General features: G+C 55.6%; 13 protein-coding genes. 6 read left to right on the top strand and 7 right to left on the bottom strand.

What is annotated here, in order from left to right:
• Positions 1 to 205: 205 nt before the first annotated feature.
• The 3 genes from bamA to G3N95_RS37120 all read right to left on the bottom strand — a co-directional run bounded on the left by bamA (position 206) and on the right by G3N95_RS37120 (position 4,270).
• Positions 206 to 2,506: an outer membrane protein assembly factor BamA gene (bamA, locus tag G3N95_RS37130; protein ID WP_205975057.1), complete on the bottom strand. Its 2,301-nt coding sequence runs from the start codon at positions 2,504 to 2,506 to the stop codon at positions 206 to 208.
• Between the two features lie 658 nt (positions 2,507 to 3,164).
• Positions 3,165 to 3,944: an SDR family oxidoreductase gene (locus G3N95_RS37125; protein WP_205975056.1), complete on the bottom strand. Its 780-nt coding sequence runs from the start codon at positions 3,942 to 3,944 to the stop codon at positions 3,165 to 3,167.
• The gene (locus G3N95_RS37120; RefSeq protein ID WP_205975055.1) at positions 3,944 to 4,270 is read right to left on the bottom strand and encodes a nuclear transport factor 2 family protein; all 327 of its coding nucleotides are present in this window, start codon (positions 4,268 to 4,270) and stop codon (positions 3,944 to 3,946) included. Before G3N95_RS37120 ends, G3N95_RS37125 begins: the two co-directional genes overlap by 1 nt.
• 94 nt (positions 4,271 to 4,364) lie before the next feature.
• Here G3N95_RS37120 and G3N95_RS37115 point away from each other — a divergent pair, with 94 nt between their 5' ends.
• Positions 4,365 to 4,706: a helix-turn-helix domain-containing protein gene (locus tag G3N95_RS37115; protein ID WP_205975054.1), complete on the top strand. Its 342-nt coding sequence runs from the start codon at positions 4,365 to 4,367 to the stop codon at positions 4,704 to 4,706.
• A gap of 728 nt (positions 4,707 to 5,434) precedes the next feature.
• Positions 5,435 to 7,405 carry an ATP-binding protein gene (locus tag G3N95_RS37110; protein WP_205975053.1) on the top strand — a complete coding sequence of 657 codons (1,971 nt, stop codon included), beginning with the start codon at positions 5,435 to 5,437 and terminating at the stop codon, positions 7,403 to 7,405.
• A gap of 113 nt (positions 7,406 to 7,518) precedes the next feature.
• Here the strand turns inward: G3N95_RS37110 and G3N95_RS37105 are convergent, their stop codons facing one another.
• Both G3N95_RS37105 and G3N95_RS37100 read right to left on the bottom strand, forming a co-directional pair.
• Positions 7,519 to 10,293: an EAL domain-containing protein gene (locus G3N95_RS37105; protein WP_205975052.1), complete on the bottom strand. Its 2,775-nt coding sequence runs from the start codon at positions 10,291 to 10,293 to the stop codon at positions 7,519 to 7,521.
• 702 nt (positions 10,294 to 10,995) lie between these two features.
• Entirely contained in the window at positions 10,996 to 11,649 is a 654-nt protein-coding gene (locus G3N95_RS37100) for a DUF5710 domain-containing protein (RefSeq protein WP_205975051.1), read from the bottom strand.
• A 742-nt stretch (positions 11,650 to 12,391) separates the two neighbouring features.
• Here G3N95_RS37100 and G3N95_RS37095 point away from each other — a divergent pair.
• The 4 genes from G3N95_RS37095 to G3N95_RS37080 all read left to right on the top strand — a co-directional run bounded on the left by G3N95_RS37095 (position 12,392) and on the right by G3N95_RS37080 (position 15,861).
• Positions 12,392 to 12,853, top strand: coding sequence for a type II toxin-antitoxin system antitoxin SocA domain-containing protein (locus tag G3N95_RS37095; protein ID WP_205975050.1), 462 nt, complete (start codon positions 12,392 to 12,394; stop codon positions 12,851 to 12,853).
• Positions 12,854 to 12,868: 15 nt separating this feature from the next.
• The gene (locus tag G3N95_RS37090; RefSeq protein ID WP_241019165.1) at positions 12,869 to 13,804 is read left to right on the top strand and encodes a hypothetical protein; all 936 of its coding nucleotides are present in this window, start codon (positions 12,869 to 12,871) and stop codon (positions 13,802 to 13,804) included.
• 389 nt (positions 13,805 to 14,193) lie between these two features.
• Positions 14,194 to 15,090, top strand: coding sequence for a hypothetical protein (locus G3N95_RS37085; RefSeq protein WP_205975049.1), 897 nt, complete (start codon positions 14,194 to 14,196; stop codon positions 15,088 to 15,090).
• A 24-nt stretch (positions 15,091 to 15,114) separates the two neighbouring features.
• Positions 15,115 to 15,861 (top strand): hypothetical protein, encoded by a 747-nt coding sequence (locus tag G3N95_RS37080; protein ID WP_205975048.1) that lies wholly within the window; start codon positions 15,115 to 15,117, stop codon positions 15,859 to 15,861.
• Positions 15,862 to 15,971: 110 nt separating this feature from the next.
• On the opposite strand, the gene G3N95_RS37075 is transcribed toward G3N95_RS37080, so the two are convergent.
• Complete coding sequence (locus G3N95_RS37075) at positions 15,972 to 18,635, bottom strand: DEAD/DEAH box helicase family protein (RefSeq protein WP_205975047.1); 2,664 nt, start codon at positions 18,633 to 18,635, stop codon at positions 15,972 to 15,974.
• Between the two features lie 41 nt (positions 18,636 to 18,676).
• Positions 18,677 to 20,527, bottom strand: a complete 1,851-nt coding sequence (locus tag G3N95_RS37070) for a site-specific DNA-methyltransferase (protein ID WP_205975046.1) — start codon at positions 20,525 to 20,527, stop codon at positions 18,677 to 18,679.
• Positions 20,528 to 20,942 lie beyond the last annotated feature (415 nt).

Below are 20,942 nucleotides of genomic sequence, written 5' to 3'. Positions count from 1 at the left end.
TCACGTCGTCTCACAGGTTGGTGTTTGCGTCGTAAGGAACCTGTTTTTCTGTTCTGGCCCGGCCGTCCGGATCTCCATTACTTGGCTAGCCGCACGCTTGGCGTGCGGCTTTTTGCTTTGTACTGACACGTATTATCCGGTGCCAAGCAGAGGTTTTTTACGTGTCAAACAGTGAAAACATAGGAAGATGCTCGCGCGGAACGCTTCAAAATGAGGTGCCTATCTGAAATTGAAAATATTGAGGTTCATCGCCACGGTTCTGGACAAGAGGCATCGCCAGTGAGAGTTTTAATGGTCCGACGGGAGAAAGCCACTCTACGCCCGCACCGCAGCTATACCGTAGGTCCGTCACGTAAGACGTTTCGCCTTCGTCCCAGAGCTTCCCCGCATCGAGAAATGAAAATACCCGTAGTGTTCGGTCCCAGCCACTGCCAGGCAATGGAACGGTCATTTCGAGGCTGCCTGCGACCAGCCCCGTGCCACCAACGTGATCACCAGTCGTCTGGTCCTTCGGTCCGAGTGAGCCAGGCGCGTATCCTCTTACCGACCCGATACCGCCCGCGTAGTAGCGCTTGCCGATCGGATACGGGTCACCGGTCAGGCTCTGACCGTATCCCAGGTGAACGTTGGCGCTCAGGACGAACCCTTTGGCGAAAGAATAGAAGTATTGTCCCCGCAAGTCCGTCCGGTAATAGAACGGGCCTCCTAATGGGGTACCCAATTCGCTGTCCGCTTGAAGCATGTAGCCGGCACTCGGCACAAGTGCGTCGTCACGCATGTCCCGAAGCCATCCGAAGGTTAAAGGCGCGGAATTGACAGTGGTGCCATAGGCGTCCAGATAGTCCTGGTAGATCTTTGCAGCGCCCTTGCCTAAAGAATAGTGATCGTTCTCGAATGCGAGTCCGAGGTAAACCTTGTCGTCGTCCGATACCGGGAGGCCGAATCTGAGATCGGCACCTATTGATCTAATGTCGACGTCGCCTCCCTCTTGCTTGCCTTTCACTGCTGTCGTCTTATAGTACATATCCGAACTACGACTAACGCCGTCTGGTGTTACGTATGGGCTGTATTCCCGCACCGAAACCTGTCGGTTCGCGATAGACGTGTCGACTTGAAGACCAATGGCATGACCCGTACCGAACAGGTTCTCTTCGGATAAGCCTGCCATGATCGAGAATTTGTCGGAAGACGATGAGGCAGCACTTAGACGAGCCGATCCTGTCTTCTTCTCGGTGACCGTTACATCTATATCGATCTGATCGGGATAACCTTCGACCGCCCTGATCTGAGATTCAACCGATGAGAACAACTCCAGACGCTTGATGCGAGCGATAGATTTCGCGACACGAGTCCGATCGAACCAGGCGCTCTCAAGTTGCAGCATTTCCCGACGGATGACTTCATCACGCGTTCGAGTGTTGCCCATGATGTTCACGCGCCGTACGTGAAGCCGCTGCCCCGGATTCACGGTCAATATCAGGCCGAGCGCGCGGTTGTCCTGATTCCTTTGAGAGGCGACCTGAACATCCGCCAGTCCGTAGCCGTACCGTCCAAGCCGCTCGCAGATGGCTGCTCGTGCGGCGCTAAGCTTGCTCAAGGAGAATGGTTCTCGCGGACGAATTCCGACTAGAGGGGTGAGTTCAGACTCGCGGCCTAGCAAGTCGCCCGTGAGCTGGACCGATCCGACGAAGTACTGAGCGCCTTCATGCAACGCAACAGTGAGGTCGACGCCTGCGCCATCGTGATCGACAGATGCTTGAACAGAATCGATCGAAAAATCGATGAAGCCCCGATCCAGATAGAAACCTCTGAGTCGCTCGACATCGATTGCAAGCGCCTCACGCGTGAAAACATCGTTTTTCGTATACCAGGACGACCAATCGGATGGGCGTAGCGATATCTCGCGGCGTAGCGCGTTGTCCTGGAAGTGCTCGTTTCCGACGAATGTGATCTGCCTTATTTTTGCGACAGGTCCTTCGGACACTGTGATGAGAACGGAGACCCGGTCGCGGTCCAGCGGGGTTACCGTCGGTTCGACTTTCACCGCGTGGAAGCCCCGTCCGATATACAGGTTTCGCAGAGTCTGCATGCCCTTATTCAACAGCGCCTTGTCCAGGGGCAGTCCGAGCGCGATACCAGCGTCCTTGAAGACGAGCGACAGCTTGTTTTTTTCCAACGCGTGCAGGCCCGAAAACTCGAGTTGCGCTATCGTCGGCTTCTCGACGACGTGGAAGACGGCGACTTCGCCATCGAAATCCACTGTTGCATCGGCGATCAGCCCTGTGTTGTACATCGCGTTCAAACATTTTGAAGCTATATCGTCGGATAACGTGTCGCCGGGTTTCAACGGCAAGCTTGGAAGGAATCTATCGGGCTGGAGGTGTCTCAGTCCTTCGATTCTGATTTCCTTGACAACCGGGTTATTCGCGAGAGCTTGCGGCGATTCGACGACCGTGAGGCAAGCTGCGACCGCGCTAAACGCTAGACGCTGTAAATCCCTTTTCATCGTTGCTTGTTCAAGAGGTACCTTTCGGGGTTCAGTGGATCAGGTGACGGGAGCCGAGTGCCTCAGCGGCGATCCTTCAAAATCGTCGCATGGCACGTCGTCGGAGGGGTCTGGTTGTTGATAGGACGACGAATGGATATGGGTCAAAAAGCTAAGTCAGCGATCCGTGTCGGGCAGAAGCCGAGGCGGCGAGATCTACTTAGCGCGATGTCCCCAGACGAATCGGAACGTAGGATGCTTTCGACTCGTGGGGATCACGGAGCGGAGGCCAGACACTACGAGCTTGATGTAGAGAACGTCGCTCTCGCGGTTGCAGCGAAGTGAAATGCAGAACTGATTGCGGTGAAACAGGAAGGAGTGAGAAACCGGCATCGCTGTTCTAGCTGTGCACCCGGCTCTGCCGTTGTTGATCAACATATCGCACCGGCAAGGGATCACGCAGCCCATAGAGCTGCAATCGCAATGTCAGCGCGAAGCTCCGCGACTCGATGCGACAAGTATTTTCGAAGCGCGACGGCAATCGCGGGTCGCCCGCCTTAAGCGTCAATGCTGAGCGGCGGTAGACGTGAAGGACGGATGTTGGGACGCGGCTGGAAGACCCACAGGGTGCCCGGGCGATGAGCACCGCAGGATCGCGTCGGTGTCCGGTGCATCAACCTTACGCGGTGGGAATGGTTCCGCCGTCGATCACGTACTCTGTTCCACTGATCGCCGCCGCACGCGGCGAGATCAAAAAGGCGATCAGGTTGGCGACTTCGGCAGGCTTGCACGGCCGCCCGAGCGGAATGCCACCCAGCGCGTCCATGATGATCTGCTTGCCGCCTTCGTAATCCGTACCGGCTTGGCTGGCAAGCCGTTCTGCCAACGCAACTGCTGCTTCCGTCTCCACCCAGCCCGGCGACACTCGCACGACGCGCACGCCCTTAGGCGTGATTTCCTTCGACAGGCTCTTGCTGTACGTGGACAGTGCAGCCTTGGCGGCAGCATAAGCCGTGGTCGATTCCGGCAAGGGCAAACGATTCTGGATGGACGTGACGTGGATAATGACGCCCGCACCTTGTTCAATCATCTTCGGCACCAACGCCCGATCCAGTCGTACGGCCGGAAACAGATTGAGGTTCAGTTCTTTTTGCCATTCGGTTTCATCCAGCGCGGCAAAACCGCCTGCCGGCGCTGACGAACCACCCAGGACATGGATGATGGCGTCCACGCCACCCAGCCGGCTTTCGATGGCCTGTGCCACGGTCGCGCAACCCTCCGGCGTTGTGAGGTCGGCTTCGACGAACATGGCGTCGGTAATGAAGTCCGGCTTGGTACGAGCCGTCGTGAGGATGCGCGCGCCGAGTCCGCCGAGCAGTTCGACGACGGCGCGGCCAACGCCTTTGGTGCCAGCCGTGACAAGCACACGCTTCCCCGTGAGTTCGAGGTTCATGGTCATCAGTGGATCTCTAGAAATTCAATCTTGTGGTCGGTGAGCCGGAATACATGTTTCAGGTCGGCGAGACCTCCGGGGAAGTTGCCGGTGTATCGAGCCACGACAGTGACGCCAGCGTCGTCTTGCGTGATCGTCAACGGCTCTACCCGATAGGCATACTTGCGCTGCGCTTGCACCAGCCAGGTTTCGATTGCTTCGTGCCCCTGATACGTCTGGCCTTCATCGTGGACAACGGCCTTTTCGGAAAAAGCGCATCGCAGCGATGAAGGCGCAGCACCATTGCTCACCTGGAAAAAAGTGGAGATCGCATCCGGTAGTGAAATGCCCATGCCAAAAGCCTCTCATGGCAAACTGTCGATACAGGAATTTTCGCTATAAACTTACTATTGAACAAGAACGCACGGAAAAGTAAGTTACCTACCCATGGGAAAGGAATACACCCCCGATACGGCCGCAGTTGGTGTCGAAGCAGTGCTTAAATTGCTGGAAGGGCGCTGGAAGCTGGTCATCCTGTTCCGTCTGTTTGATGGCAAGGTGCAGCGCTTCTCTGATCTGGAGAAGCTCATCCCTGGTATTTCGCAAAAGATGCTGGCTCAGCAGCTACGGCAACTGGAGGCGGACGGGATCGTGGCAAGAAAGCTCTATCCCCAGGTGCCGCCCAAGGTGGAATACCGGTTGACTGATTGGGGACAAGCACTCTGTCCCGCACTGGACGCCCTCCTCAAATGGGCAGAGCAGCGGGACGAGTTGATAAAAACTGTCTGATCTTCAAGTAGATTGCCCTACGCACCTCTTTTGATTTGGCAGAGCCAGCAAGCCGGAGCAGATTCTCCGCGGTTGTGAGCAAGCTGCGACTGCGCTAAACACCAGACGCTGTAAATCCCTTTTCATCGTGGATTTTTCGAAAGGCACAGTTCGGAATTCGATGGATCAAGGTGGCGGAAGCAAAAGGGCGCCCGCAACGATCTTCCAGAATGGTCGCAAGGCAAGGCGTTGACAGCGTTTAGTTGTCGGTAGGACAGCGGGTACAAGAAGCGATGAAAACCAGCGCTCGGGAGCGATTCAACTCGATCGCCGGAATCTTGCCGTACTGGGCTGCATCCATTGGCAACAAGTCGGTCTGCGTCGGCCGCGCGTGGGCTTGCGTTTGCAACCAGGCTATCCTTCTTCCAGAAGATCCGCCGGCCGAGGCGGCGCGTACTTTTTCCAATGTCGGTATGCAAATCGATCACCCGGCAAGGCCTCATTGCAATCTCGCGCACCGGTGCTTCGGGCCGGAGGCGGCGGGCTAGCGGCGCGCCAGCATAACGAACCGCCGCGCACACGCCGCTGATCTAGGGGTGCGTCAAAATTGAGACAAAGCTGGTACGGGATTCGCTTTTCCGCCGTCGTGGCCAGCCAGCCTGCGCCGAACTCGCTATTCTTGGCTGTGGCAAGAGCCCCCTGTTTTCGAGCGGTGGGACGAATTGAAAATCGCGAATGGAACGAGAGTCATGGAGGACGCTCTTTTTACTTTGTCCCAGGTAGCTGACGACCTTCAGACACATCGGCGCCGGATAGCGCGGCGTTGGGTCCGTGCCGTGCGGCAGCAAACGCATATTCGCACTCCAGGCAAAGAGGGGATGCGGCAACTGCTCGTCCAGCTTCCGCGTCTGCTATCGGAGCTTTGTTCTACCTTACGAGGTGAGGACCTCGCGCGGGCGGCCGCTCGAGCAAGCCGTGGCGCGCGCGCCTATGCCACAGACCGGTGGCGCCAAGGCTACCTGATCGACGAACTCTATCTCGAACTGAACCTCCTGCGGCGATGCACGCAGTCGCGAGTGCGTGAGTTTTTCGCCTGTTCAGGTATGCGCGACCATCAGATTGCTGCGCACGATGTTGTCGACGACTTCTTTGGCAAACTAATACACAGTGCGATCTGGCAGTTGCAGTCACAGCAGTCGCGCCGGACGACGGATGCGCTTGTACAGCAAAAGCGGGTGAGGGACCGGCTACGGGTTGCGGCACAAGCCGCGGGGCTGGGCATATTCGAATGGGACATCGCGCGCGACACGGCGGTGTGGGAAAACGAGCGTATGTACGAGATAACCGGGCAGCCCATTCGCAAAGGCCCGCTCAGCGGAAATGCATTTTTTGACCGCCTGGTTCATTCCAACGACGCTCGAAGAATACGAGAGGCTTTCAGCCATGCAGCCTCAACGGGAGAGCCGCTGCGGGAGACGCTTGTTATAAAAAAGGTCGATAGCGGTGAACCGAGAACGGTGGAGATATCTGGTCAACTGACGTCTGCTGAAGCCGGGTCGTCTGTAATAATCGGAACGCTAGCTGACGTTACTGTGCGGGCGCACGCCGATGCGACGCTTCGCAAGGCAAATGAGCGCAAGGACGTGCTGCTCGCGACGCTTGCGCATGAGCTCAGAAATCCCTTGGCACCTGTGCGCACCGCTGCGCAACTGATCAAGGAAAGCGGCTCGACTGCGCAAGAGCTGCGCTGGATCCGAGAGGTGATCGAAAGGCAGACAAGCCATCTTTCGCATTTGATCGACGACCTTCTGGACGTGTCACGGATATCGACCGGTAAGATCCAGCTCCATCTGGAGGTCTTCGATATTCGCGATGCCATTCGCCGGGCGCTTGAAATAACGGCTCCCGCCGCCGCCCTAAAACACCATCGCGTCGACTTTATCGGGGACGACTGCGCTGGAGCCTACGTTCGCGGCGACTTAACGCGTATCACCCAGGTGATGTCGAATCTGCTCGACAATGCGATCAAATATACAACCGTCGACGGGCACGTCCGCGTGACGATGCTGTGCAACGCGGGGATCGCCAGCATCTGCGTCGAAGACAACGGAATCGGCATGGATTCGGAATTGATCCCTGCGTTATTTGAAGTTTTCGAGCAGGCTGCACCCAGCGGGCAAGGCGAGGCAGCTGGGTTGGGCATAGGCTTGGCTGTCGCTCGGTCGCTGGTGCAGATGCACGGCGGGACTGTCTTCGCGGAGAGCGACGGCCCGGGCTCCGGTAGCCGGTTCACAGTCCAACTGCCGCTGTCAGACCCGCCAACGTGTGCGACGAAGACGGACCATGTCGCGAGCGAGAAAGACGGACGAACTCTCCGGGTGCTGGTCGTAGACGACAACCAAGACGCTGCGACGTCCCTGGCGATCATCCTCAGTGACATGGAGGTGCGCACCGCCTTCACGGGGCGCGAGGCTGTCGAAGTCGCGCACGCATTTCGCCCTCAGGCCGTGATCCTCGACCTGGGCCTTCCAGATTTGAGTGGGTACGAGGTTGCACGTCAGATCAGGGCATTTGGCGGCTCTTACCGGACATGCCTTATCGCATTGACGGGATACGGTCAGCCGGAAGACCGGCAGCGAACGCGCGAAGCTGGATTCGATCACCACCTTGTCAAGCCGGCGAGCCCAGATTCGATCCTGTCTATTCTGGCAAAAATCTGAATGTCGCCGTGCGTTTACTGGGAAAGCGCGCCGAAGGGCGGCGCGATTATCTGGTGCCGAATTCCAAAAAATTCGAAATTCGAGTCGAAGACCTACCTAGAGCGAGAACTGGGTCAGGCGTCCGGGGCTGACTGGTATTTTTCGTTGGCTGTCCGTGCAAGATTACGCGGGGTGTCCAGATAAGCCGTGGCACGTGCTGCGTCCGTCGGACGCGCGTACCAGTACCCTTGGATCTCCTCGCAACCGTTGTCAATGAGGAATTCGAGCTGGCGGTGCGTCTCGACGCCTTCTGCGACGACGCGCATGCCCAAGGTGCGTCCCATCGCGATGACGGTCTTCACGATCACCTCGTCCGCGGTCGATACGCCGATACCCTTGACGAACGACATATCGAGCTTCAGCCGATCCGCCATGAAGCTGCGAACGTACCCTAGGCTCGAATATCCTGATCCGAAGTCGTCGATTGCGACTGATAGGCCCCTCTGGCGAAGAGCGCTAAGCGTGGCCACGGATTGCGGCGCCATGAGCACACCTTCGGTTATTTCAATTTCGATATTGCGTGGATCTACCCCCGTACGCTGAATGACTCCCGTAACAACCGACAGCAGGTCGGAGCGCAAGAACTGGATCGGTGACACGTTGACCGAGACAACTATCTCCGGATGCTCGAGCGCCCAAACCTTCGTTTGTCGGCAAGCCTGCTCCAACACCCACTCTCCGATTTCCGATATGAGGCCGTTTTCTTCGGCAATCGGCACGAATACGGCCGGACCAACCGCTCCGCGGGCAGGATGGTTCCAGCGAACCAGGGCTTCGAATCCATTCGCCAATCCCGTTTGCAGCGACAGTCGCGGCTGATAAGCGAGAGTAAGCGCTCCGGAATCGAGCGCATTTCGCAGATCCTGCGCGATGGCGGCGCGCTCGCTGTATTCCCGTGCGATTGCTTCGTCGAAAATTTGCAGGCCGCTTGGTCCAACCGATTTCGCTCGATACATTGCAGAATCTGCGCTGCGCAGCAACGTTTCGAGGTCTTGTGCGTGATCGGGAAACACGGCTACCCCGATACTGGCTTGCGGGCGCACGAGCCTGTTGTCGATCCGGACGTCTTCGCTCAGATCTGCCTGCATCTCTCGGGCGGCCGCTACAAATTCATCAATGTTGCCGCGCCCGTACAGCACAACCACGAACTCGTCGCCCGCGTACCGTGCTACAAGCTCGTGTGCTCTCATGCGATGGGAAAGGCGGCGCGCAACGTCGCGCAGCAGTGCATCTCCGGCTGTATGGCCTAGCGAATCGTTAACGACCTTGAAATTGTCGAGATCAAGAAATACCAGCGCGATCCGCTCGTGATCGCGTCGCGCACGAGTGAACAACGGGTCGAGTTGAGCAGTAAGGCCAAGTCTGTTGGGCAACTGTGTAAGTGGATCCTGCTGGGCCTGAGCGCGCAACGTTTCCTGGTCCCGGACGCGTTCCGAAACATCGTTGAAGACGGTCACGCAATGGGTCGGGCGTCCCGATTCGTCAAGCACGGGCGCGACCTGCAACTGGCTCCAGTAAGACGAGCCGTCGCGGCGGCGGCATCGTAAAAGCGCCGACTCTTCTCTATCTGATCGCATTGCCATCTGGACGGACTGCGCCTGCGGCGAGGTGATCTCGCAGCCCAGCACCGACCAGTGTTCTGCACCGATGACCTCCCGTACGGGAAAGCCGGTGACGGTCCCGAACGCTGCGTTCGCGTAGGTGATGATGTTTGAATCGCCAGACTTCTCCGATATGAGCACGGCGTTGCGCGATGCCTCCAACGCGCCGCTGCGCACGCGCAAGGCTTCTTTCGCGCGTTCGTGCTCCGTCACATCTCGAGCAGAAATAAAGCAGGCCTTCCGCTCCGCATAGTCCAGAAGATGAAAGGATATATCCACGAAGATCGTGCTACCGTCAGCGCGCCTGTGTCGACGTAACCCTCCCGATCCGCCTTGCGCGCCTGACTCAATATATTGCTTGAGGTCCCGTCGAAAGGACTCGGCCTCCTCATCGGGGCGCAGGAGATCCATTCGCGTCTGTCTTAGCTGCTGCAGCGACGCACCGTATTGCCGCTGTGCCGCTGCATTGGCGGTCAGGATCAGGAATGTGTCGATGTCATAAATGAGCATCGCGACCGGATGGTTTTCGAAATATTCCTTGAAGCGACGTTCGGCTTCGGTCGCGGTGACCTTGGCCGTCGCCCTTGCGAGCGCCGCCCGATGACTGGTGTAGAGCAGCAGTACCAGTAGCAGCACGCCGGATGCCCCAAGCGCAGACAGAAATATCTTTTGTCTCGCCAGTTCAGACTGCGAGTTAAGTTGCATCTGTGCAATCTCGTTGCGCTCGCGCGTTCTGAGCATCGTCAGAATGCTCATGATCGAGCTGAAAGTCTCGTTCGCACTTTGAAGCGAACTCGCATCAACAGGTGACGTATTGCTTGCCAAGGCAATACTACGGGCTGCGGCGTCCAGTTGTTCCGGCCAGATGGCGCTCAGTCGACGCAGTTCTTTCACGCTTCGGACGGCTTCCGGCGTGTCGGCCAAGTCTTCTTCCAGTCTCTCGTAGGCGCCGGCAACAGCCGCTGCGCGCCGCACGGGCCAAGCGCGTGAGTTGAAACCTGCCGCCCGGATGCCGCGCACAAAGTCGGTGTTGGCGGCAACATGCTGCGTGAGTAGCATCTCAAGCTCTGAAGATGCCAAAAGTGCGCTGCGCAGTCGTCGTTCCGCTGCGTCTTGGGAAGAGGCCGCGCGCATCGCAACAGCGACCACGACGAGGAGGCCGACCGCTATCATCGCGGCGATTACCGCGACGTGGCGGCGAGAACGGGGTTTCTGGTGATGCTGTTGCCCCAAAAGAGGTTCGGTCATTGTCGAGACTACGTGAAGTACGTCGGGAGGCACGACTAAGCGGGCACATCAGGCCGCGTCTCTGATCGGCAGGGATACCAGTGAGCACGCTCCCAACGTGCGTGGAATCGATTTGCCGGATTGAGCGCTGGTCAGCAATATAACGGGCATTTGCTCTGCGACTTTAGAGCAACGCGCATCGTGGCTACAAAAGATGCAGAACGCATCGTGGCTGAGATCGGAGGCGCTCCGAGCATCCGGAGCATGCGAGTTTGTCCAGGGGGCGGTGACCAGGCGCGGATGCGTGCTTCGCGCACGCCGTTTTCATGGGTGCTCCGCGTCCGCTGTCGTCTCACGCTCTTCATGCCAGCTGGATCCGCCGGGCGTCACTAACGCCTGCATCGCGCATCATCACTGAGAGGTTGTCCGCTATCAGGTCGACGAACCGGCGGTCCAATTCGGCTGCAGCCGTAAGCGGCGAACGTCTGCTGAAGTGCGCAGAACTCGGCTCACGAGGGCCGCCCGCCGTCCCAGCAACGGAGGGGGGCGGAAAAGTCGTGGCGGCGCGCGCTTTCTAGACCGGCTGCCCTCGCACGCGGAGAATTTTTCCCCTTTTTAAAAAACGGGAAATGAGAGTAAGACTTAGCTAGGCCCCATTTTCGCACGCCATGGAGTCCGAGGGGCTCTTCTTTCGGAGCAGATTCCGCTTCGTGCCAGAAGCTCTCATTCCTCGAGGCCTTCGGTTAGATCGTTTCGGCCACCCCATCCAGGTGGCGGAGTTTTTCGAACGTAGAAATATGGCAGCACAGGAGGAATGCTTCCCGGCTTTTGCGCCCACTTGTCGATGTCAGGCAACCATCGGTCAAACTTGTTTAGGTCGATTCCCTTCGGCACATACCATCTGCGACCGAATACGTACCAACGCGCTCCTAACGCCTTTACTTTATCCTTCTCGTGAAACGGAACTGCTATCGGAATATCTCGCCATGCTGGCCAAGGGAACATGCGGCGCCATCCGGTGCCATACTTGGTCCGCATTGCTGCGTCGATGTAATCGAATCGCGCGTGTGTTGAGTTGGGAGGAATCGCATTGATAAGATTGCCGTCAGGCAGTGTCCAATCTTCGCGTAGTTGACCCATACCACGAAGTAAGCGAGGCAATTGCCGCGGTGGGACTTGTATGCGATGCTGCTCTGCTTCGCGCAAGTCATCGGGCGCGAACCAAAGCTTTTCGTCACGCTTGCGACGACCTCTATACAACGAAACGCCCAGCCGTAATATCGAGCGCAAGGCATCTTCGATTTCTTCGCAGGTTGAACCAAGCGGCTCCAGCGCCGTTATGAAGAGACTGTCGCCTGGCCTTGCGAGTACTGACAACTCATTTACCGTCTCCACACGGTAAGCGTTTCGGATATTGCGCTCAGCGCCGATTACATTCTGCCAATGGAATTCGACTGGACTGGACCACAGCCCCGCAATTTAGCTAGATGCTCTGCCTTTCCTTCCTGAGATAAGTTCTTCCAAAAACCGCGATATGAGGTTCGAGGTTGCGGCAACCCTATTTCATTCTTCGGCCGGAAGCATATTCGATTGTGCAAAGGGTTTTCGTTGCGAACAGCCTCTCGCTCGGCCTGCTCTGCGGCTTCACGGGTTGGATACGTATCAATGGTCACCCGCGCGATCTCAGACTGCCATTCTTTGTCAGCCTCGTGTTGCGCGAGTCGCTTTATTGCGTCGTGTGAGACCCCAACGTATAGCAGCCGTCCCCCGTTGTTCCAGTGTCGATAGAGTTTTGTGGTTTTCTTCATTAGCTTTTCGGGCAAATTCTGCTTTAGGGTTTGCCGTCAAGCCCTGAGCATTTCGGCCACCGCCGAGAACATAGCACGGGCCCGGGCTCCGCGACGGCTCTTGGGAAAGTAGGCGTGGACGAGCCAGCACGGCATTGGCTATTGACTCTTTCGTGATGTCCTGCTACCCTCCGTCCACCACGACGGGGATCCTACGTAAACCAATGTGGGATCCCCGTCGTGGTAGGCATCCAAAACTTGAAAAAAGCACTGTATGTATGTACAGTATCATTTGGGTCGTGCGGTGCACGATCATTAATTGGGGAACTGAAATGACGGTTTCAGCACTGCAACTCGCCGGCGAAATCATTCGTCGATCGGGCGCGCGCGGCCGTTTGTTAACCAATCTGTCGGTACAAAAGCTCGCTTATTTCTGCCACGGATGGCATCTCGCACTTCGACACACCCCGCTGGTTGACGAAAATTTCGCCGCGTGGAAGTTCGGCCCGGTTTTGCCGAGCGTTTATCACAAATTAAAAGTTTTCTCCTCGAACCCGATTCCGCCGTCGCACCCACTGGTGAGTGCGACCAATGAAGTCCCAGTCCCCTTGGACGAGCAATCGGGGCAGATTGTGGACAAGGTGCTAGAGCTGTACGACGGTTACACCGGAGCTCAGCTGGTAAATATGTCGCACGTCGACACCGGGCCTTGGGCTGAAGCGTGGGCGGTTGGAATCGACGAACTCGACAACGCCAAAATCGAAGCCTATTTCAAGTCTCTGATTAAGCATTAAGCCCGCGGGGGAGCGTTGCCTGACTCAGCTGAGAAAAGCGGCCCTCTACCAGAGGGCCTTAATATTTCCGACATTACTGTCGTCGAGACTCAGGCAACGGTGCCACAGTCGGAGGAAACGGCATTCGTCGCCGACGCTCCTCGGCACGCAGCGTATGAAGAAAGGGTCGTCGCTTTTGTCGACGTGCTCGGATTCAAAGACATCATTTTTAAATCGGCCGGCAAACCGGATTTGGTTAGAAAAATATACCATGCACTGTCGGTGAGTAATGATGCGTGGGCTGATGTCTTTGCGAAAGAAGTCGGCCTTGATATGACAGCCGATGACTTTGAAGACCGGATGACTTCGTTTTCTGATTGCGTCGTCATTTCAGTTAAACCGGATATTCGAGAGATTGGACTTCTCGTATATATAGTTTTTCGGATCTGCCGGCAGCTGCTGATGGCCGGCTTTCTTAGCCGCGGCGGAGTAGCTAAAGGTCTTTTGTACCACGAAGACAGTTCGACTTTGGGAAAATCGGGAGCACCCATGGTCTTTGGGCCCGCTTTTGTCAACGCTTATCTTTTCGAGTCGACTCACGCAGATGGCCCGCGTGTCATCTTGGAAAATTCGGTGCGCGAACACATACGTCGTAAGTGCTCGGAGATGCCGAATACCAGGCTGACGGCTTTCCTAAACACGCACATTAAGCGTGCCGAGGACGGCCCCGCATACATCGACATTTTTGCGGATTTCGGGGCAAGCGACTATTACGAGACGGTGCCGGACGTTTCTTCAGAAATCGAGGCCATACACGGCCATTTGTGCGCCGCCCTCGATCAAACTGCCGACAGACCCTTGCACTTCAAAAAGAATGCTCAATTGGCCCGTCAGTTCAATATTGCAGTCGAGAGGGCGGGACGTGGTGGTTATCACATTGACGGCGACCGGCTGCCCAAGCGCGATTCGTAACGTGCTCTATACGAAAAGTGTTTCTCCGGTGCCCCCCAGAGCCGCATTGAAGAACTCGGCGGACGCGGCGTTGACCAGTGTGGCCGGCATCGAAATCCGCAAAGGCTTTTTTCCATGCGGAAGGTTGATTCCAAACGTCTGATTCGCCGATCCGATTGCTGGTTCGATGAACGCGTCATGGAGGCGAGCGTACGTTTTCCTAGATTAGTTACATACGAGTCGCTTACTCGGCTTGCGCGCAACACGCATATTTCACGAAATTCCTACAGTTATCTCACTGGCGGCCGTTAACGCAGGATGAACGGTCCGGCGCGGCTTTCTATCTGCGTTTCTGCGTCAATTAGGTAGCGGTCGGGCGATATAAGATTAAAGATAAGGTCGCGATCGCCATGAGTAAAAATAGTATATCGATACACTTCGATGGCCCGATTACAGAGGATCACTCTGTTCAGTTGCGCGCATTTAGTAAAACTCTCAGTCACATACAAACCGCAATCGACCGTGCATATCTCGACGTGAAGTACGGGAGCATCTGGAAGAATGCGCGGCTTCGCGACGAGGACTACGCTCAGACAGACTTCATGATGGCTCAAACTCGTGAAGGCGGGTTCATTGCGGACTTATTAGGTAGCAGTGAAGACGGCAGTGCCCATATCGTAAAGCGAATCGAAAACGCGGTTGCGCCGGCTTACGAACAAGCAAGCGCTCCCGTCGTTGAAGAGCAGGAACGACTGGTCGATCAGGCTGAGGCGAGACGCAGGAATTACAACGCCGGCGCGCAAACTTCGATGGAATACGGACAGTTTATGAACAGTCCTGATGCGCCGCAGACGCGGGCCTACGGCGATCGGTCCATCGTTAAGGAGTTTGATCAAATCGCTTCCGCTATTAGAGCCCGGGACGGTGACGGTAGTTTTGTAGAAGTAACTCTGCATGCAGGAAAGGCTCTGTCCACTTTTGTCTTTGATCAACGGATTTCAGCAGCCTTTCACAACGTGGTATCGGTTCGATCATTGGGTGATCTTGTTGAGATACCGATTACTTTGCGGGGTTTGGACTCGGGGAGCGGCGGAATCTCAAAGGCCAAAGCGCTCAACCTCATATCTAGGAAAGAGTTCAACTTGCACATCCATACTGACAAGGGCTTCTCCGGATTGAGGCGCTACCTCAAGAAGCGGAATCCACCAGAGTTTAGAATAGTTGCCTGCCCGGTGCTGGAGTATGGAGCTTTCGACCCACTGGCAGGTGACATGTATTTCATTTCGATAGTGAAGGAAGAGTCCTGAATGATCATCTAATGGTCAACGATTATGCAGCTACCTGACGCCGCAATAGGTTCCATTATTGCCGCGGCTATTGCCGGGCTCGTGGTATTCATTTCGACGGTTCTGACAAAGGAGCAGAAGACTTCCGAGTTTCGCCAGACCTGGATAGATGAAATACGGAAAGATATTTCACAATTTATCTCTGGAACCACTGAGGTTGTCGCACTTTATAGCGCGAAAAAAAACAACCAAGATTCGCAAGTGAAGTTTCTGGAGGATAATTTTAAGTTATTGCATGAATTGCAGTCGATTGAGCATCGAATTCTCCTGCGATTGAATCCACGAGAGCACTCGCACCTTATTCAGCAAGTAGCCTCATTTAGATCAAACGTTCTTAACGCATACAACGGCAGCGGCACAAAGGCTGAGGAGCAGCGTTTGACCGGTGAGTTGATGGAGTCGACAAAGGTAGTATTGAAAAGCGAGTGGGAGCGCGTAAAGAAGGGTGAACCAGCATTCAGGATTGTGAAGGTCGTCGCCCTGTCGGCAATCGCCGTCTTACTCGTATTTCTTGCGCGCTCCTTCGTAACTCCACCTTCGCCAGCGCAAGAGGCTGCGGCCGTGCCTTCGCCGACGTCTGGGGCTGCTCAGATTGTTATACAGAACTACGCAGAGATCTCGTATCCCGCGACTCAGCCCAGCGCATCAAAAAGCGGTAAAAGGCATGCACAGCGTCTTACCGAACGGGCTCCAGTCCCCGCATCCAGCTGCGAGGGCCTCAAGTCGCACTGAGTGTGGCACGCGATGCGCACCGGGTACCCTGCGCCCTCAAGGCACGCCACATTCGTCTGCCTATGTGCGACGTGCTGCTTGCAGCAGCTCGGCCGGCGGAGCGTCCCCGCTTAGGCCACGACTGGGCGGGTACTCCGTAACCACTCACGAACTTCATGCAGGTCTTCCAGATCAACATCGCTGCCTAAACTGCCGTCTTCGCGGACCCACCTTAGACGTTTGTGATCTTTGGTCAAGAAAAGAACCTTCCCGTAATAATCCGGAACGTGCTTTGCTTTTCTCGCTGCGTCTTTAACGTTTTCTTTTGTCTCGATCAACCGGAGGATGGGCTTGTCTCCGGGATAATGCTGGAGGCAAACGACAAAGTCAGGATGGAAGAAGTTTTTGTGCTCACCTCGTACCAATCTAACCGAATATGGTTTGCGATCTGGATTGCGATGCCACCACTCAACAAAATCTGCATCATCAAGTGCGCGAGCGAACGCCCTTTCTTCGCTGTTGAGACTTGAGACTCCATCGAACTTCCCTGTTCTAAACGGTTGATCCTCAAAAAAATAGGTCTTTTCGGAAAGTAATGCGCGATCCTCCAGCAATAGAACCTGTTCAACCAAGCTTAGTTCGTCGTTCGTGGGAGGTAGTACACCGTAGATGTTCTTGCTCGAGCTTGTAAGGGGTATATCCACGGGAAACAGCATCGCGTCGGGGAGCGGTTCGGCATTCTCTGTCAAAGCTTGAGCCGCAATCGCTTCATGAAGTCCCTCTTCAAGTCGGTCGAATTGCCGAATGACTATCCAGTGGGCGGCGTCGCGCGCCGAACGCTGAATAGTTGTCACATCCGGCGTATCCTCTGCATCGTCGAGTGCATCGCGAATGGATGCGGTAACACGTTGAGCGAGGACGTCGATAATTATCCTGCAATCTGCGTCTTCGACTTGGGGAAGCGCTCTGAGGCAGGTGATTGCATGTTTCGCGAGAGCATTCCGATCCGTAACAATCCTTACCTGTTCATTTCGTGTTTTCTTCGTCGTAAGTTCTGTGTGGAGTTCACTAACCTTTACGCGATTGAGCGCAACCCTTACCGCGTCGTCCAAAAGTTTTTGCGATACGTCTAATTTGGCGGCGACAGTCTGCGAAATAGCGGACATGTCCACCAAGTCTGGTCGGCGCTCGCGCTTCAATGCGAGCGGGACGTCTCTGAGTTCTCTGTTAATGAGATATGGGCGTATTCTCGCAGTAGAAAGCTGCGCTGAGAGATCATCTTCCGAAGAGATTGCAGCACGCAAAGCATTTTTCTGAGGTTTGATCTGCACTTGTTGCATTTCGTCGAGCAGATCTTGTGGCTCGTCGAACCGGAATGTTTCCTGAGATTGATCAGGGGCGGCCGGCTTGACTCCTGTCGATGGAGGAGCACTCTGTGGGCTAGCCGGAAGCGAGAAGTCATACGCTATCGGTGCTTGCGGGGTGGAGCGATTGCTATACACGACGGCCCCGGACATTGTCTGACGGGTCACTAGTTTTTCGGTTTGCCCTTCGAGCGCGCTCTTGATCTGGCTCGTCGCCGCCACCGCCGATTCGAATCCTCGTTGCGCCTCCGCGTTGGCGAGGTACACATAAGCGGTATTCAGATCCTCGGGAATCTGGTCGGAGGTCACATACTTGGTCCGGATCGCTCTTGCGACACGCATTACGCGACCGATGAACTGCATGGCGAAGTCGGTATCGTTCACGGCTTTCGTAGACGCGAGCACAAACGCTCGCGGCGCGTCGAACCCTGTCCCCGCAGACTGTTTGAAGATCAGCACTTCCTTAGTCGAATCGTTGGCGATAGCCGCCATAAGAACAGGATCGGGTTCGTCTGACGAGTGCTTTCCAATGGCGTGCGCAGGGACGTTGCAGATGCGAATCAGATCGCGCTCTGCTTCCTCCACGGTCGTGTCGCCGTTTGCAACCTGCACTAAGAGCAATGGTGTGATAGGTATCTCGGCGCTGGCCAAAATAGATTTAAGTCTTTGGTTCCGTTTCCACGCCTGCCTTAGGACAGTGCGCTTCAGGTCGGCGACCGTCTGGACACTCGAGCGAAGGTCATACACGATTGCTTCGATGAAGCGCTTGTTCAATCGAGCGTCGACTACCTCGTCGCGGCTGACCGTGAATGACTCGAACTCGGACTTTCCCGCACCGGCCAGGAAATCTAGGATGCGCTGATCTCTAGGCGTGGCCGTTGCCATAATCAAGTAATCGGCATTTAGCCACTGAGCGAACTTGCCGAATTCGGTAGCCTTGTCTAGCGCGATATGCGCTTCATCAACAACAAGGCCGATTTTAAGTCCTTTGACGATAGCCCGTGCTCTGAGTTCAGCCAATGTCCGAGTATCGTCGTCACCGTCGGCGTTGTAGCCGCTGTTTCTCCATTGGGCTTTAGCAACGGCTTGAGCGGTCGATATTAGGACCTCGCCCCCAGCGGGGTCTTGGTTTCTACCGTGCACGAGCAGTTGAGGAGTTAAGTCCGATGTATTGCTTACCAATGCATCAAGGGTTTGCGCAACAAGGTTGACAAAGGGGACAAACCAAAACCAGACCGCATTCTCTTGGGCGCTAACGTCCGCAAGGACACGTGCGAGCATGTAGGTCTTTCCGGAACCGGTCGGAGCCCTTAACAAGCAAGGCGCCTTGGTCTCTCTCAATAATGTCTTGGTCATACCCCGTATGATCGATTTCTGAAATTCCTCTGGTTCTACACCAGCGCTTTGAGGAGCGGTTACAAGGAAATTCATCGCTTCTTCTTGCGGAATTGTGGACATATGGGTTGATATTTTTAATTGGACGCAACGGTGGTCTGTCCGCGTAGAAGCGCGTCTAGGAGTGAATAGCTGTTGATTTGTAACCCGCGTTCGCTCAAGATTTGCTCGACCGTTTCTGGCCGAGGGGAATAGACGGAAAGTCGATTCGCCGGCCAAGTGGCAAGCGTTTCGAGCGTCCCGTTATCGACCTCCGGGCAGACTAAGATCGCGAGTTCTTCCGTACCACCGATGCTGAGAACGTTTGTCTTTTGCAGTACCGAGGTGGCTTGCCGCTCTCGAAGTCCAAGAAGGTGAAACGCGTGGTGCGAGGTCGCGTCAAAGGCAATATCAGCTGGTTGCAGCAGATCGAGTCTCAAATATGCAAACTGACCAAGAGACTGTTTCCCATCTTCCATTCTTTCGGCAACGCGCCTTATGCGTTCGGCGCAGACGTCACGGCATAAATTTTTCTTCGGTTCTTTAGCAGTCGCTTCGGTGCTAGAGCATAGAATAAACGAGCGGGCTCCACCATCTTCTGCGTTTAATTCCATCACAGCTTGACCGGTAGTGCCAGAACCTGCGAAAAAATCCAAAACAATGTCATCCGACTTGGTTGCCTGAGCCAAGAGCCCTTTAATGAGCGACAGAGGTTTAGCATAGTTAAACGCACGATCACCAAAAAGTTCAGCTATTGCACGTGCGCCTTCTTGGTTCGTACCTGAGATCAAACTATTTTCTGCTTCGTAGTCGCCTTCTTCAAAACTCGGCACTATCCAGCTCGACAACGGTTGAGTTTGGTTTCTCAGATCTGCCTTATATCGCTTGAACTGAGGGCGTCCGAAACCAACCGGGCGGCCGACCCAGTATTCGAGATTCGGAAGGTCGCGACGAAGCAAGGGAGTCTTTCCGCTTTTCGGAACGTCCCCCTTGTCAATCGCGTTGAGCAGGGCTTCGATGGTGTGCCACGTTTCGATTCGTTGCTCTGAGGGAAATATGATCTGTCCGAGAGCGATGAACTCTTCCATTGTCTTGGCTTGAACCCGCTGACCTGGCTTTAGCCGCTGTTCTGTTGCATAGACCCAGACACGATCGGGATTAGGCGGATACGAGACGCCAGAACGAGGATCGGTCAGCGGATAAAACAAATTCGGACGCTCTCGGTAGGAAAATCCTAGCGTCAAGTTGTCGGGGCGCCAGTCTCCTCTGGGGTCGCTGTCCGGATTGCTATACATCTCGTACGTCTTTTCAAATCCTTTGAAGCGGAACTCCGAATTGCCGTAGACGAGAATATGCTCGTGATCAACGCTAAGAAAGCATCGTTGATCGGCATTGGAACCCTGGCGCGTCCTCCATGTGATCGTGCCCAAGCGTCTACCTGGCATAACCTCTTCAAGTAGCAGTTCAAGGCGCGCGCGATTCTCGTCATTTATAGACACCAATATGACGCCGTCAGGGGTCAGCAGCTCGCGAGCAAGCGTTAGCCGTCGATAAAGAAACTCTAGCCACTGGGAGTGCCGCCAACGATCGTTTGCCCCGACGTAGTGGTCGTTGTAGACCCAATCTTTGTTTCCAGTGTTGTATGGCGGATCAATATAGATGACGCGCACCTTGCCTCTGTGTGTCGCCGTGAGCAATCGCAAAGCATCGAAATTGTCACCTTCAACAATTAGATTGCGGCATGGCTCGGCGGCAGCTGAGAGATTTGACAGCTTCTCATCTAACGTCGGCAGGACAACGTGAGAATTCAGAGCCTCATCGCGCTCGATCGCGTTCGATTCCCAGTAAAGCCCAAGCTTGCGACGCGTGAGGTGCTCAACCAGCAGTCGTCTGAGCTGTTGCTCGCCAAGCGAGTCGATCTGGGTGAGAAGATCCTTTTCGTTACTCATACGTAGATCCAAGTGGGGCGCTCTTCGGTATTGTTTGCGAATGAACGGTAAGATAGGTGCTGGCGGGCAGCCGTGCGGGCGGAGATCGTGTCGGTGCGTCGCTCGCACAAGCAGAACATCGCGAATCGGTTCTTCAGAGGCTCTCGGAGCTACGAGGGCCTGGTCTGCCTCGAGGGCGTTGTTGTATTCGCGCAACGCTTAGGGCGTTGCGGGCTAGCTCATCCAAAACCAAAGTCGCCCGATTTTACCAGTGCTCAATATGGGGGGGCACAGACGGGGGCATAACTGTTGGCACGCTGCTTGGCGCAAGCCGTCGTAGCGATGCGGCGGCTTGGTTTAATAGTCCTCCGCGCACCAAACTTAACCATCCTTAAGTCTGGAGTCCGAGCACATCCAACTCGCCTTATTCCCCAAG

The sequence above is a fragment of the Paraburkholderia sp. Tr-20389 genome (assembly GCF_017104565.1).
Taxonomy (GTDB): Bacteria; Pseudomonadota; Gammaproteobacteria; order Burkholderiales; family Burkholderiaceae; genus Paraburkholderia.
This window is presented reverse-complemented; position numbering and strand designations above follow the sequence as displayed.

Coding starts and splice junctions, on each gene's coding strand:
- G3N95_RS37085 (WP_205975049.1), top strand. CDS start 14,194: ATGAGTAAAAATAGTATATCGATACACTTCGATGGCCCGATTACAGAG.
- bamA (WP_205975057.1), bottom strand. CDS start 2,506: ATGAAAAGGGATTTACAGCGTCTAGCGTTTAGCGCGGTCGCAGCTTGC.
- G3N95_RS37105 (WP_205975052.1), bottom strand. CDS start 10,293: ATGACCGAACCTCTTTTGGGGCAACAGCATCACCAGAAACCCCGTTCT.
- G3N95_RS37115 (WP_205975054.1), top strand. CDS start 4,365: ATGGGAAAGGAATACACCCCCGATACGGCCGCAGTTGGTGTCGAAGCA.
- G3N95_RS37125 (WP_205975056.1), bottom strand. CDS start 3,944: ATGACCATGAACCTCGAACTCACGGGGAAGCGTGTGCTTGTCACGGCT.
- G3N95_RS37080 (WP_205975048.1), top strand. CDS start 15,115: ATGCAGCTACCTGACGCCGCAATAGGTTCCATTATTGCCGCGGCTATT.
- G3N95_RS37070 (WP_205975046.1), bottom strand. CDS start 20,527: ATGAGTAACGAAAAGGATCTTCTCACCCAGATCGACTCGCTTGGCGAG.
- G3N95_RS37110 (WP_205975053.1), top strand. CDS start 5,435: ATGGAGGACGCTCTTTTTACTTTGTCCCAGGTAGCTGACGACCTTCAG.
- G3N95_RS37120 (WP_205975055.1), bottom strand. CDS start 4,270: ATGGGCATTTCACTACCGGATGCGATCTCCACTTTTTTCCAGGTGAGC.
- G3N95_RS37095 (WP_205975050.1), top strand. CDS start 12,392: ATGACGGTTTCAGCACTGCAACTCGCCGGCGAAATCATTCGTCGATCG.
- G3N95_RS37075 (WP_205975047.1), bottom strand. CDS start 18,635: ATGAATTTCCTTGTAACCGCTCCTCAAAGCGCTGGTGTAGAACCAGAG.